This is a genomic window from Streptomyces sp. NPDC054796, from assembly GCF_053611545.1.
Map to the genome: position 1 here is coordinate 352,253 of NZ_JBSHAO010000001.1, position 13,250 is coordinate 365,502.

Below are 13,250 nucleotides of genomic sequence, written 5' to 3' on the forward strand. Positions count from 1 at the left end.
GCCCTGCGGCGGTGTGTCACGCGGCGGAGGTGTACCACCACGCGGGCTTCCTGCGCACCTCGTCGTCGGCGCTCTCGACGACACCCATGGCCAGCCGCAGCGCGCGCACCGCGTGGTGCACGCGCGACTTGACGGTTCCCGACGGTATGCCGAGCACCTGGCCCGCCTCGCGCATCGACCTACCGGAGTAGTAGGTCTCGTACAGCACCTCGCGGTGGTTGGACGAGAGATGCTGGAAGGCTTCCTTGAGGAGCATCGAGGACAGCAGCCAGTCCACGTCGTCGGACTTCGTCAGCAGATCCTCCAGCCAGACGTTGCCGTCGACCTCCTGGGGACGGGTCATGCGCAGCCGGTAGTCGTCGATGACCAGGTTGCGCGCCACTCTGAACAGCCACGGGCGCAGCGGCTGACCACTCGTCAGGTCCTGCGTGCGCCAGCAGCGCAGCAGTGTCTCCTGCACCACGTCCTCGGCGCGATACCGGTCACCTCCCAGCAACCGCACCACGTAGGCGTAGAGAGCACCCGCTTGTTCGTCGTAGAGCGTGCGCATCGCGCGTTCCTTGGCGCTCATCGACGCCGAGGAACCCATTATGGTCCAGCTCACGTTCGCGTTCCCTTGTTCCATGACCTTGTGAAGGACAGGGCCCAGGCCCGAGTGGCCTCGACCCGGGGGGAGTGTCGCGAGCGGGGTTCCACATCGCATTGACGTGCGATTGACGGCCGAAGTGGCGACTTCCGTCGCCGGAGGAGGCCGCGCGGCGCGTCGGCGGAAGCGCGTCCTCCGTACGGTCCCTAGCGCTGACCTGCGCTTTCCCTCTCCAGCGGCGCGTTCTGCTGCGCGGCGCCGGCGGAGGTGAGGGCATGTATACGGCGATTGACGCTGCTCAACAACTCGGCATCTTCCGCACTACCCCCGCCGTGCTGCGACCACACATCGAGCAGCGCACGACCATGGCCGACCGCGGCGGAGACGTCGTCGATGAGCCACCAAGCGGCGACCGCGCGCCGCAGTTCCTCCTGCGCTCCGGGGAGGTCACCCTGCCGTTGGCGTATCCGGGAGAGTTCGACGCACATGGCCGTCGCGCCGGTGTAGTTACCGCATTGGTACGCGGTGAACGCCTCCAGCGCGTGTGCCTCGACCCAGAAGGGGTGCGCGATGTCGAAGGCGCGCGCGGTGTGTTCCCGCAGCCGGAAGGCGAGCGCGGCGGCGCGTTCCAGCGCCCCGGAGTCGAGCGCGCGCCCGATGTCGTCGACAAGCCCCGTGAGTTGCTCGGGCACCGGCACGGGGGACGCCGCGCTCGCCGGTGACTCCGGGGCGGGCGCGGGCGCGGGTTGGGGTGCGGGTTCCGGAGCGGGCGCGGCGGTGGGCACGGGTGCTTCCGGCGCGACGGGTGCGGGTGCGGGCGCAGGCGCAGGGGCGGGAGCCGGAGCGGGTGGGGCGGCGACGGTGGGTTCGGGGACGGGCGCGGGTGCCGGTGTCGGCACGGGTGCGGGTGCGGGTGCGGGTGCGGGTGTCGGCACGGCTGCGGGCGCGGGTGCCGGGGCCGGGGCCGGTGCGGCCTCGGCCGGTGGCGCGACGGCGGGCTCCGTGCGCGGTTCGTCGTGCTGACCCAGGCCCTCGGTGTGTCCCAGGACGCTGCTCGACCCGTCGGGGGCGACCTCGATGCGCGTGGTGGAGACCGCGCCCTCGTCGACGATCAGTGACTGGACCGGCCGGCCCTGTGCCTGGGCGTGCCGGTGCAGTGCGTCGAGCACGACGACGTGCACGGGTTCGCCCTCGGGTACGGGGTACGGCCTTCCGTTGATCATCGCGGTGCCGTCGGAGCCGATCAGCACCTCCCAGGGGTCGTGCTGGTTGTGCTGGGTGTGCTCACTGGTCATCTGAGGGTTCCTTAGTCGTCGCTGCTCGGCTTGGGCATCGGGGAGATCGTCGGGTAGGACTCGCCCTCGGGCGGCGCGATGGCGCCCGAGTACATGGCGAACGACGTCCTGACTCCGAAAACGTAACTCTGCGCGCCGCCGCTCTGCGGTACGCCCTTCGCCTGCTTCACCGCGTCGAGACCCACGGAGTACGCGGCCAGGGTCAGATCGAGCTTGGCACCCTTCACCTCGTTGTTCGCGACGAGTGCGTCGATGTCCTTGGCCAGCGAGCACATGTACTTGGCCTGCGCCATGATCGAGTCCTCCGCGTCCAGCGCCGACGTCTCGTCATTGTCGTCCTCGTCCTCGCCGAACTCGTCGAACTTGTCCGGGGGAAGCTGGGAGATGCCCTCTTTCCCGTTCGGCCCCTTGAGCTTCGGGTCCCAGACGGACTCCTGGTTGATCTGTGCGGCGATGACGATCGCCCCGATCTGGTCGCACTCCTGACCGGCCTTCTTGACCACCTCGCGGTACTCCGCGGGTACGGCCTCCTCGGCCAGATCGCCCTTCCCGTCGCTCTCGAACGCCACCTTGACCTGGTCCTCGTCGACCGAGGGGCCGTCGCCGCCCCCTCCGCCTCCGCCGCAGCCGAAGATCTGACAGATGATCACGAGGGGCCAGAAGACCACCCCGATGGCGCAGATGACGATCACGCCGACGAGGAGCAGCAGCAGGATCATCGGGCTGAACAGGCACCCGAAGACACCCGCACCCGCGCCCGCGGCCACCAGCACGGTGGTGGTCTCCTTCTGCTGGTTCTGCTGGGAGGACTGAGCTCCCTTGCCTTCACCCACGATCAGTCGCTCCCCTTGCGTTTGCCTGCTCTGCATGGGCCCTGAACAGCGATGAACCAGGTCACCCAATTTTCCGTAGTGGCTGCCCGACGGACCACAGCGGACTCGCACGCCGTAACGGACACGGCGCCCGGTCAGTTCAATGTGACTTCTGTCGACGTATCCGGAACGAGAGAAAGGGTGGACGCGCATGGCTGTCCCACCGGCGGCGTCCGCCGGACCGCAGATGTGGGTTCGCGGGCCCTCCGCGCCGCAGCAAGCCACCGCCGCGCCTGCTGCTCCAGCGCCCGAGGCCCCGGCACCCGCCGCACCGGCACCGGCCCCTGCCGCGCCCGCGCAGACCGCTCCCGCGCCTGCGGCACCCGCACCTGCGCAACCCGCGCCCGCACCGGCCCCCGCTCAGGCCGCCCCCGCCGCGCCTGCCGCACCCGCCCCCGCTCAGGCGGCCCCGGCACCGGCCCCGGCCCCGGCACCGGCGCAGACCGCTCCTGCGCCCGCCGCGCCCGCGCCCGCACCGGCCCCCGCAGCGCCCGCGCCCGTACCCGCACAGGCGGCGCCTGCACCCGCGCCCGCGCCTGCGGCACCCGCGCAACCCGCCGCACCCGCACAGGCACCCCCCGCGCAGGCGGCACCCGCACCCGCGCAGCACGCCCACCCCGTGGCGCAGCCCGCACCCGCGCAGACGCCCGCCGCGCCCGCGACTGACACACCGTCACCGCACCGTGGCCAGCCCGTCGCCTGGGTCAACGCACACGGTGGCGGTGGCGCGGGCACCCTCGCACGGGTGCTGGGCGGCGCCGACCTCGGTCAGCGGTGGCCCGAGCCCGCGCGTGGCGAGCCCGGCGGTGTGCTGCTCGTGGCCCGCACGCACGCGGGCGGCATGCGCGCCGCGTCGCAGAAGCTGAACGAACTGCGGCTGGAGGACCACCCCGCCGGGGTGCACCTCCTCGCCGTCGTGCTCGTCGCCGACGCGCCGGGGCGCCTGCCGCGCCCCCTCGGCCAGCGGGTCCGCGTGCTGCGCTCGGCGGCCAAGGTCCACCGTGTGCCGTGGATTCCCGCCTGGCGGCTGGGAGAAGACATCGAATCGCTGCCGAGAGAGGTGCGCGCGTTGGCTGGTATCGTCACCGCTCCGCCCGCGAGGGCGGTGGCCTCGCAGTGATGTTCCCCGATCTCATTCAGCTCGCCGGTGGTGGCCTGGACGTCGATACGGGCAAGGACGCCTACCAGCCCGGTGCCAAGGCGGGAGAACTCCTCCAGTACCTGGCCTGGATCGTGTCCGCCTGCGCCGTGGGCGGGATCATCGTCGTCGGCTCACAGATGGCCTTGCAGTTGCGGCGGGGCGAGCCCGGAGAAGGCGCGAACTATTTCCGTGGCCTCGTCATCGTAATGGGGGCCTGCATTCTCGGCGCCACGGCCGGGCCCCTCGTCGAATTCGTCATACAGCCTTACCTCATCTGACAGCGTACGTCCCCTACCTGACTCACCTTGATTACGGAGAATCCCATGAAGGACACCCTGCACTCCCTCTACAGCGGTGGACTGAACTACCTGGCCACGGGCGATGTGCCCGACCCGGAGCGCAAGGCTCCCGACGAGCTGTCCGACGCGGTCAACACCGTGCTGGGCATCGCGGGCTGGGCAGGAACCGCCGCTGGTGTGGCGGGTGTTCTGGTCACCGGCATGATGATGGCCATATCCGTGAAGCGCGGTGAGGGCTCGGAGCACCTCAGCCGCCTCGGCATGGTGCTCGGCGGCTGTGTCCTCGTCGCCACGGCGGGCCCGATCATCCAGTTCTTCTTCCAGGACTAGGAGCAGCCGTTCCCGGAAGAGGCCATTGCCATGTTCGGCTTGAGACGGAAAAAGGCCCCGGCCGAGGGGCCCTTCTACAAACAGCGCGGCTGGGTGAACTCGGTCATGTTCCTCGGGGTTCTCCTGGCTCTGTCAGCGGTCGGCCTGGTGACCGGTGAGGACGTCAAGTCCCCCTCGTCCTACAGTCGCGAGGCGTTTTCCGGGGTTCGCGGTCCGCTGTCTCCTGGCGACCCGCTGAAGGTACGGAGTGGCCCGGACGGCCGCCCCGAGAACTGTCGTACTGACGACAAGAAGCAGGAGCGGCCGAAGAAGGCTCCGGACGACGTGGAGTGGCAGCAGCGTGGCGCCGTCATGGTGCCCGTCTCCGCGTCGGCCGGGCCGCTCCGCACGGAGGACGACGGCATGTGGTGGTGCTTCGCGCACACGCCCACCGGGGCTCTGCTGGCGGCGCACCTGCTGCCTGTCCAGCTGAGCGGCTCCGACTGGCGCACCGTCGCTGAGCAGCAGATCGTGCCGGGTGAGTTGCGTGACAACTTCGTCGCCAACAAGGTCAAGTTCGGGGACAAGTCGCAGGGTTCGGAGCCGGGTGCCGTCGGGCGCTTCGTGGGCTTCTCCCTGGACTCCTACTCGGACGACGAGGCGACCGTACGGCTGCTCCTCACCCGTCCCATCGGAGGCTATCTGTCGACCTCGGTGTCCGTGCGCTGGCGGGACGGGGACTGGAAGGTGGCCCTTCAGGAGGACGGTTCCCTCACTTCAAGGGCCAAGGCGGTCATGACTGACGGGTTCACCATGTGGGGAGCAATACATGAACCTAGCCGGTAAGTGCTCGACCACTATCGACTTTTTCGGAATGTTCGGCGATCCCATCGGCGAGATGATCGGTGTGGTCGCCAAGCTCATCATCAACGCCGCCTACGGCATCTTCGCGAAGGCGGCGAACGGCCAGTCCTACGACACAGAAGTATCCTCCGCGATCAGCGGGCAAACACGCTGGATCGTCATTTATCTCGCTGTCGGGTCGCTTCTCTTCTCGGCTGCCAAGATGGCGATGGACCGGCGTGCCGAGGCGGGCCAGACCGCCCTGAAGGGTGTTCTGCGCGTCCTGCTGGTCAGCACGATGATGAGCACCGCGGTCATCACGTTCGTCACGGTGATGGACGAGTACTCCAAGTACCTCTACGACGACGGCATGAAGAAGCTCCAGGACACCCTCGCCTGTGACGACGGTCTTGGAAACATGCTGCTGCTGGTCGTCGGGTGTCTGCTGCTCCTCTCGGCGATCATCCACACGCTCCTGATGTGGATCCGGCTCGGCGTGATGATCATCCTGATGGGCACGCTGCCCGTGGCCGCCGCCGCCTCGATGACCGACTGGGGCGGCACCTGGTGGCGCAAGCACCTCGGGTGGATGCTCGCCTGGCTGTTGTACAAGCCCACGGTCGCCCTCGTGATCTGGTCCGGCTCCGCGATGGTCAACGCGACGGGCGACACCGGCTCCGTCGACACCCAGATCGCGGGCATGGGCATGCTGTTGCTCTCCGCCATCGCGTTGCCCGCGCTGATGAGGATCATCGTCCCGGCGACGGAGTCGCTCGGAGCCGACAACAGCGGCGGGGCCACCATGGCGGCGGCGGGCGGTATCGCCTCCGGCGCGAAGGCGCTCGGCGGCGGCGCCGTCAGCGCCGCGGCCTCGGGGCTCGGCAAGTCCGCCGCCTCGGCCGCGTCGAAGGGTCCCTCCGGGGCCGGGAGCGCCGGTTCCTCGGGCGGTTCGGGCTCTGCGGGGGGTTCGGGTTCCTCCGGCGGTTCCGGTTCCTCGGGCTCGTCCGGTTCCTCGGGCTCGTCCGGTGGTTCCGGTTCTTCGGGTCCCTCGGGCAGCCAGAGCGACAAGAGCGGCGGCCAGAGCGGTCCGGGAATGGCGGGCGTCGGCTCGGGCGGTGGCGGCGGCGGTGGTGGCGGTGGCGCCAGCGGCGCCTCGGCCGGCGCCAGCCGCGCGGCCATGGCCGGAGCGCTTCCCGTCGCCGGTGCCGTGCTCGGCGCGGCGGCCAGCATGGCGGCGAAGACCGGCAAGGCCACAGCGGATCTCGCCGCGAGCGGGCTGCCCGACCCCAACAAGCCGTCGGGCAACGGCTGAAGCCACACCGGGACCGCGCACAGCGTCGTGCGCGGTCCCGGTCCGTCCCCCGGCTGCGCACGGCTCGCGCCCCGGCCCCGGTCACACGGGGTCCCGGGCCGCGAGCCGCCTCCCGTAGCCCCACGATCTACCCAACGGAAGAAAACCAGGTTTCCCCATGGCTACCGAAGCTCTCGCCGCCGATCCCACCTACGGGAACTGGCGCAGGCCCCGGCGTCCAGGACTGGGGCCGCTCGGCCTCATCGGCACCGTCGTGGTGTTCGGGGGGATCGTCTTGGATCTCCTCGTGTCGATGGCCTCGTTGCAGGCCACCATCGTCCTGGTCGTGCTTCAAGCGTTCTTCCTCATGCCGCTGGCCGCGCGCACGCAGGACGGACGCAACGTCTACCAGCTCATGGCCCTGCGCATCGGCTGGATACGCCGCAAGGGCAAGGGCTCGACCACCTACGTGTCAGGGCCGCTCGGGCGCCGCTCGGGCGGCCGGTTCCGTCCGCCGGGGCTGCTCAGCCGGGTCAAGGTCGAGGAGGGCAGGGACGCCTACGACCAGCCGTTCGGCGTGCTGCACCACCGCGGCCGCAACCTCTTCACCATCGTCCTCGGCTGCGAGCCCGACGGCGGCTCCCTCGTCGACCCCGACCAGGTGGACACCTGGGTGGCCTCCTGGGGCCACTGGCTGGCCCGGCTCTCCAACGAGCCGGGTCTGCGCGGTGCCACCGTCGTCGTGGAGACGGCGCCCGACACGGGCAGCAGGCTGGCCAATGAGGTGCTGCCCCGCATCCACCCCGACGCGCCGCCCGCCGCGCGCGCGGTGATGGAGGAGGTCGTCGAGAAGTACCCGTCGGCCTCCTCCGAGATGCACACCTACATCGCGCTGACCTACGGCATCCCCGGCGGCCAGAAGCGCAAGCCCGAGGACATCATCAACGACCTCGCCATCCGCATCCCCGGTCTCCTGGAGGGGCTCCAGGGCGCAGGCGGCGGTCCCGCCGCGCCGCTGTCGGCCGAGCGCATCGCCGAGGTCGTCCGGGTGGCCTACGATCCGGCCGTCTCCGGCGACGTCCTGGACGCCCGCGCCCAGCACGGTGGCACCGGACTGGAGTGGGACGACGCGGGGCCCGCAGCGACGGTGGAGACGCCCAGCGCCTACCAGCACGACTCCGGGGTGTCCCGCACCTGGATGCTGACCATCGCGCCGCGCGGCACCGTCCGCGCCAACGTGCTGCGCGGCCTGCTGGAGGCCGCGCCCGGCACCCGTCGCAAGCGGGTGGCACTGCTGTACCGGCCCATCGACCCGGCCACCTCGGCGCGCATCGTCGAGGCCGACCGGCGTGCCGCGCAGTTCATGGCCACCTCGAAGCGCGGCATGGTGCAGGCGCGCGCCGCCAACGAGATGCGGGCCACTGAGCAGACGGCCGTCGAGGAGGCCACCGGCGCGGGCCTGGTGGAGTTCTCCCTGATGGTGACGGTCACCGTCGACACCGACGCCGAACTGGACGACGCCAACGCCACGGTGCGCAACCTGATGGCCGGAGCACGGCTCCAGATGCGCCCCGCCGACCGCATGCAGGCGGCGGCGTTCAGTTGCACGCTGCCGACCGGCATCCTGCCGTGGGAGTACACGCTGGTGCCGCGTGAGCTGAAGGAAGCACTGTGAGCAAGAAGAAGAGCGCCGCGAACACCAAGAAGCAGCCGCCCCCGAGGGAAGCACTCGGCCACTCACGTGGACTGCCGGGCCCCGGCGGCGGCCAGGTCGCCAACATGGACCCGCCGTCGATGTGGCGTGCCACCACCGTGCAGGCGTGCGGGCTGTGGCCGTTCGCGGCGGGCTCGGGCGCCCCCATGAGCGGTGTCCCGCTGGGACGGCACCTCTACACCGGTGCCACCGTGTGCGGCGACCCGCTGTCGTGGTTCACCCGCGCCCACTACATCTCCAACCCCTCCCTGTTCATGCTCGGTATGCCGGGTCTGGGCAAGTCCACCCTCGTCAACCGCATGCTCATCGGGCTGTCGGCGACGGGTGTGGTGCCGATGGTGCTGGGCGACCTCAAGCCCGACTACGCGGACACCGTGCGCGCCCTGGGCGGCCAGGTCCTGTCCATCGGGCGCGGGGTGGGCGGCATCAACGTCCTCGACCCCGGGGCCATGGGCGCCGCCGCCGAACGCATCGGCGGCGAGGCGGGGCGGATGCTGGTCGCCGAGACACACGGCCGTGTCCTCAACATGGTCGCCGCGCTCGTCACCATCGTGCGCGACCGCGCCATGGACGACCACGAGCAGTCGGTGCTCTCGGCCGCGCTGCACCACCTGCGCGAGCGCACCCCCAAGGGCAAGCAGCCGCTGCTGCCCGACCTGCTGAAGGTGCTCGCGGAGGGCCCCGACCGGGTGCGCGCCGTGACCCTGGACCGGGGCGACGAGCACCGCTACCGCGATGCGGTGGACCCGCTCCACCGGTCGCTGCTGGGCGTGCTGGACGGCCCGCTGGGCGACACCTTCTCCTCCGAGACCGTCACCCGCATCGACCTCAACGCACCGGCGGTGTGCGTGGACATCTCCCGCATCGGTGAGGCGGACACCCAGCTCACCGCCGCGGCGATGCTGGCCGCATGGTCCGACGGACTGGGCACCGTCGCCGCCTCGCACGCCCTCGCGGACGCCGGACTCCAGCCGCGCCGCTGGTTCTTCACCGTCCTCGACGAGCTGTGGCGCCCGCTGCGCGCGGCCTCCGGCATCGTCGACCGCATCGACGCGCTGACCCGCCTCAACCGTACGCTCGGCCTCGGCGACGCCAAGATCACGCACACCCTCAAGGACGCCGAGGCACTGGGCAGTTCGTCCGACCGGGTCAAGGCGCGCGGCTTCGTCGAGCGTGCGGGCATGGTGGTCTGTGCCGGGCTGCCGCGCGCTGAGATGGAGGAGCTGGGCCAGGTCGTCGGCCTGTCCCGCAGAGAGGTCGAACTGGTCTCCTCCTGGTCCTCGCCCCCCGGCTGGGCCGGGACCGGGGACCGCGAGGAGCCGCCGGGCCGGGGCCGGTTCCTGATCAAGGTCGGTGGACGTCCCGGCATCCCGATCCAGGTGTCCATCACCGACACCGAGCGCCATCTGCACGACACCAACAAGCGCTGGCAGCAGAACGAAGAGGCCGTCGAGATGGTCAAGCAGTACGGTCCCGACTTCTCGAAGCACCCACAGACGGACGAGAGGAGAGCCGGATGAGCAAGAACCCGGCCGCCGGGCGCAGCGTGGGCAACGAGCTGGCCCCGTGGGCGATCGTCCTGGTGGCCGCCCTGGCGCTGGTGCTGTTCGGCGCCGCGTGGATCGGCGGGACCCTGGGAGCGCTGCTGACGGGTGCGGGCTGGAACCCGCCGCCGTTCGGCCTGGCGACGTTCGGCACCCTGCTCACCCAGGGTCCCGGCACGCTGTGGCCGGGCACGTCGCCGGTCGCCGTTGTCCTGGGCATCGTCCTCGTCTTCGTCGGGGCCATCGCGCTCGGCGTGCTGGTCGTGCGCCGGGTGCTGCGCATGCTCGGCAGGACCAAGGGGCTCGCGGGCAAGAAGGAACTGGCCAGCATGGGCCCCGAGGGCATCGCGGAACGCGCCCGTGACCTGCGCCCCTCGCTGAAGGGCAAGCAGCACCTCCACCCCGACGAGACGGGCAACCTGCTCGGCGACCTCGATCCCAACGGGCCGGAACTGCGCTCCTCCTTCGAGGACGTGGAGCTGGACCTGATGGCGCCCCGAGCGGGCAAGTCCACGGGTATCGCCGTCCCGCGCGTGCTGCGCGCACAGGGGCCGGTGCTGCTCACGTCCAACAAGTCCGACGTCTACGCCGTCACCCGCGCCGCACGCGAGCAGGCGGGGAAGGTATGGACGTTCGACCCGCAGGGCATCGCGCACACCCCCCGCGAGATGTGGTGGGACATCCTCTCCGACTGCCACACCATCGAGGGCGCACGCCGCCTCGCCGGGCACTTCGTCGCCTCCGTCAACGACGACCAGTCGAAGAAGGACTTCTGGATCTCGGCGGCCCAGAACACCATCACGTGTCTCTTCCTCGCGGCGGCGCGCGGCGGCGCGTCCGTGAACGAGCTGCTGGGCTGGCTCGCCGACCCGGCGGACCGCACACCCGTCGACCTCCTTCGTGACGTCCAACTTCACGCCATGGCCGAGCAGTTGCAGGGCACGGTGCGGGGCGCGGTGGAGACCCGCGACGGCATCTACGAGACCGCCAGGCAGTGTGTGGCCTGTCTGCTCGACCCGGAGATCGTGGCCTGGGTGACCCCCGACCCGAACCTTCCGGAGTTCAAGCCGCACGAGCACGTGCTGGGCAAGGACACGCTCTACCTGCTGTCGAAGGACGGCGGTGGCTCGGCCGCCGGTGTGATCGCCGGTCTCGCCGACTCGACGATGCGCGCGGGCGTGATCGCGGCCGAGCGCATGGGCGGCAGGCTCGACCCGCCGATGACGGCGGTGCTCGACGAGGCGGCCAACGTCTGCCGCATCTCCGACCTGCCCGACCTCTACAGCCACTTCGGCTCGCGTGGCATCAACGTCGTCACGCTGTTGCAGAGCTACCGGCAGGGCAGCCGCGTGTGGGGCGAGGCGGGCATGGACGCGCTGTGGAGCGCGGCCACGATCAAGCTGCTCGGCGCGGGTCTGGACGACGCCGACTTCGTGGAGAAGGTGTCCAAGCTCGTCGGCAACCAGGACGTGCGCACACCGTCGATCTCCAAGAGCAAGGACGGCACCTCCCGCTCGTACTCCTACCGGCTGGACCCGGTGCTGCCCGCCGACCGCATCAGGGCGCTGCCCAAGGGAACGGCGCTGCTGCTCGCCACCGGTGTGCGGCCCGCGCTGATCCGGCTGCGGCCCTGGTACAAGGAGCCCAACGCGGGTGCCATCTCGGCCGCGGCCAAGGCGGAGACGGCGGCCATCACGGACCGCGCGGCACGTGCCTGGGCGGGCCTCCACCCCGATGCGGCTGTCGAAGCCGACCCGGGCGTTCCCCCTGAGCCGGGCGGTTACCCCGGACCAGGCGGTCAGCCCGGCGCGGGCGGTTACCCCGACGGTGCGGGTGGTTACCCCGACCCGGGTGGTTACCCCGAGCCGGGCGTCCACCCCGGCGCGGGAAGCCACCCCGACGGTGCGGGCGTCGAGACCGACGCCGGCGTGAGCAAGTGGCAGCGGGGCGCGGTGTCCTTCGGCAAGACGAGCTAGCAGGGGCTGGCAGAGACTGGACAAGCACGGGCGGACCGCCTGACCGGGGTGACCGGTCAGGCGGTCTCCTGGTTTCTCAGGGTTCAGGGTTCAGGGCCTGTGCGCCAGTGTCGCCGCGCGCAGCAGCCACTCGACGGGCCCGTACCGGAAGCGACGCGACATCCAGGCGCCGAGGGCGAGCTGTGCCCCGTACAGCACGAAGCACCCCGCCACCACTACGGCCGCCCCGTACCGTCCGTACAGCCCCAGTCCGTACCCGGTGAAGACCAGCGCCATCACCAGGGACTGGGAGAGGTAGTGGGTGAGCGCCAGGCGTCCTGACCCGGACAGCACCTCCGCGATCCGTGTGCCGGGCCCGGTGTGCACCAGGAGCAGCAGGCCGCAGACGTACGTGGCCGTCAGGGCCGGTGCGGTGAGCACACCGACCGCGGAGCCGACGTCGTACCAGCGCGCGTCCAGCGGTCCCTTGCGGCACACCGCCATGACCACGCCGCCCACGAGGCCGACGGGCAGGGTGACGGCGAGAATCCGCACCATCCGCGCGCGGTGCGCTCCGGTGCCGGTGAGCAGTCCCCGACGTCCCGCGGCGAGTCCCGCCAGGAACGCGGCGAGCATGTCGATGCCGTACAGCGCGTTCCAGCTCAGCGTGGAGTGCAACTGCCGCAGGTTGGCGGCGACGACCGAGCCGGGGTCGCCCCGGTAGGCCGATACCAGGTCGCGCAGCGCGGCCGAGGTGGCTCCCGGGCGCGGGGGCTCCGCGAGTGTGACCATGAGCAGGCCCCAGACCAGCAGACACGCCGCGACGGCGACGACGAGACAGGCCGCGACCCGGACCGCGACGCGCGGGGTGATGTCCCGGAGCGCGAAGAGGACGAGGCTCAGCACCGCGTAGATGGTCAGCACGTCGCCGGGGTACAGGAGGACGGCGTGTGCGAGGCCCAGCAGGAACAGACAGCCCAGCCGCCGCAGATGCCGGGGTGCGAACGAAGCGCCCGCGCGCTCCGCCGAGGCCCGCTGGAGGGTGAAGCTGTAGCCGAACAGGAAGGAGAAGAGCAGATAGAACTTACCGCTGGCCAGTGCCGTGACCAGCCAGGCGACGGTGTCGTCCGTCCATGACGCCACAGGCGCACCGCCCTCGCCCACGTGGGGCCCGGCCATGTTCTGCGCGTTGACCAGCAGGATGCCCAGCAGCGCGAAGCCGCGCAGCACGTCGACCTCCCGTATCCGGCCGGGCCCAGGTCCCGTTCCCGGTGCCGCGTCGGTGCCGGGGCTCGGGCGGCCAGGGGACGGGATGCGCACTGCGCGGCCTCCGGGAGGGGTGCGACGACGGGACGGACCAGGGGGAAGCGACCGGCACCCCGGCGTAGGACGGACACCGTG

Annotated in this window: 12 protein-coding genes; 8 read left to right on the forward strand and 4 right to left on the reverse strand. The window is 71.1% G+C overall.

Annotated features, from left to right (window positions below):
• Nucleotides 1-16 precede the first annotated feature (16 nt).
• From ACWGJ2_RS01535 to ACWGJ2_RS01545, 3 genes are all read right to left on the reverse strand, one after another.
• Nucleotides 17-604, reverse strand: coding sequence for a sigma-70 family RNA polymerase sigma factor (locus ACWGJ2_RS01535; protein ID WP_453343868.1), 588 nt, complete (start codon nt 602-604; stop codon nt 17-19).
• Nucleotides 605-792: 188 nt separating this feature from the next.
• The gene (locus ACWGJ2_RS01540) at nt 793-1,881 is read right to left on the reverse strand and encodes a hypothetical protein (protein ID WP_453343869.1); all 1,089 of its coding nucleotides are present in this window, start codon (nt 1,879-1,881) and stop codon (nt 793-795) included.
• An 11-nt stretch (nt 1,882-1,892) separates the two neighbouring features.
• Nucleotides 1,893-2,714 carry a transglycosylase SLT domain-containing protein gene (locus ACWGJ2_RS01545; RefSeq protein WP_453343870.1) on the reverse strand — a complete coding sequence of 274 codons (822 nt, stop codon included), beginning with the start codon at nt 2,712-2,714 and terminating at the stop codon, nt 1,893-1,895.
• Between the two features lie 658 nt (nt 2,715-3,372).
• On the opposite strand from ACWGJ2_RS01545, the gene ACWGJ2_RS01550 reads away from it, so the two are divergent.
• The 8 genes from ACWGJ2_RS01550 (at nt 3,373) to ACWGJ2_RS01585 (ending at nt 11,870) form a co-directional block, all read left to right on the forward strand.
• Nucleotides 3,373-3,873, forward strand: coding sequence for a DUF6668 family protein (locus ACWGJ2_RS01550; RefSeq protein WP_453343871.1), 501 nt, complete (start codon nt 3,373-3,375; stop codon nt 3,871-3,873).
• The gene (locus tag ACWGJ2_RS01555) at nt 3,873-4,172 is read left to right on the forward strand and encodes a hypothetical protein (RefSeq protein ID WP_453343872.1); all 300 of its coding nucleotides are present in this window, start codon (nt 3,873-3,875) and stop codon (nt 4,170-4,172) included. Before ACWGJ2_RS01550 ends, ACWGJ2_RS01555 begins: the two co-directional genes overlap by 1 nt.
• A gap of 45 nt (nt 4,173-4,217) precedes the next feature.
• Nucleotides 4,218-4,523 (forward strand): hypothetical protein, encoded by a 306-nt coding sequence (locus tag ACWGJ2_RS01560; RefSeq protein ID WP_453343873.1) that lies wholly within the window; start codon nt 4,218-4,220, stop codon nt 4,521-4,523.
• Nucleotides 4,524-4,562: 39 nt separating this feature from the next.
• Nucleotides 4,563-5,348, forward strand: coding sequence for a hypothetical protein (locus ACWGJ2_RS01565; RefSeq protein ID WP_453343874.1), 786 nt, complete (start codon nt 4,563-4,565; stop codon nt 5,346-5,348).
• A gap of 28 nt (nt 5,349-5,376) precedes the next feature.
• Nucleotides 5,377-6,657: a hypothetical protein gene (locus ACWGJ2_RS01570; RefSeq protein ID WP_453343875.1), complete on the forward strand. Its 1,281-nt coding sequence runs from the start codon at nt 5,377-5,379 to the stop codon at nt 6,655-6,657.
• A gap of 157 nt (nt 6,658-6,814) precedes the next feature.
• On the forward strand, nt 6,815-8,311 hold the full coding sequence (locus ACWGJ2_RS01575; RefSeq protein WP_453343876.1) for an SCO6880 family protein: 1,497 nt from the start codon (nt 6,815-6,817) through the stop codon (nt 8,309-8,311).
• A gap of 104 nt (nt 8,312-8,415) precedes the next feature.
• The gene (locus ACWGJ2_RS01580; protein WP_453343951.1) at nt 8,416-9,870 is read left to right on the forward strand and encodes an ATP/GTP-binding protein; all 1,455 of its coding nucleotides are present in this window, start codon (nt 8,416-8,418) and stop codon (nt 9,868-9,870) included.
• Nucleotides 9,867-11,870 (forward strand): type IV secretory system conjugative DNA transfer family protein, encoded by a 2,004-nt coding sequence (locus tag ACWGJ2_RS01585; protein ID WP_453343877.1) that lies wholly within the window; start codon nt 9,867-9,869, stop codon nt 11,868-11,870. Before ACWGJ2_RS01580 ends, ACWGJ2_RS01585 begins: the two co-directional genes overlap by 4 nt.
• Nucleotides 11,871-11,960: 90 nt before the next feature.
• Here the strand turns inward: ACWGJ2_RS01585 and ACWGJ2_RS01590 are convergent, their stop codons facing one another.
• A complete protein-coding gene (locus ACWGJ2_RS01590) occupies nt 11,961-13,169 on the reverse strand; it encodes a DUF418 domain-containing protein (protein ID WP_453343878.1) in 1,209 nt (402 codons plus the stop codon).
• Between the last annotated feature and the right edge of the window lie 81 nt (nt 13,170-13,250).

Coding starts and splice junctions, on each gene's coding strand:
- ACWGJ2_RS01585 (WP_453343877.1), top strand. CDS start 9,867: ATGAGCAAGAACCCGGCCGCCGGGCGCAGCGTGGGCAACGAGCTGGCC.
- ACWGJ2_RS01575 (WP_453343876.1), top strand. CDS start 6,815: ATGGCTACCGAAGCTCTCGCCGCCGATCCCACCTACGGGAACTGGCGC.
- ACWGJ2_RS01555 (WP_453343872.1), top strand. CDS start 3,873: ATGTTCCCCGATCTCATTCAGCTCGCCGGTGGTGGCCTGGACGTCGAT.
- ACWGJ2_RS01580 (WP_453343951.1), top strand. CDS start 8,416: ATGGACCCGCCGTCGATGTGGCGTGCCACCACCGTGCAGGCGTGCGGG.
- ACWGJ2_RS01570 (WP_453343875.1), top strand. CDS start 5,377: ATGTTCGGCGATCCCATCGGCGAGATGATCGGTGTGGTCGCCAAGCTC.
- ACWGJ2_RS01540 (WP_453343869.1), bottom strand. CDS start 1,881: ATGACCAGTGAGCACACCCAGCACAACCAGCACGACCCCTGGGAGGTG.
- ACWGJ2_RS01560 (WP_453343873.1), top strand. CDS start 4,218: ATGAAGGACACCCTGCACTCCCTCTACAGCGGTGGACTGAACTACCTG.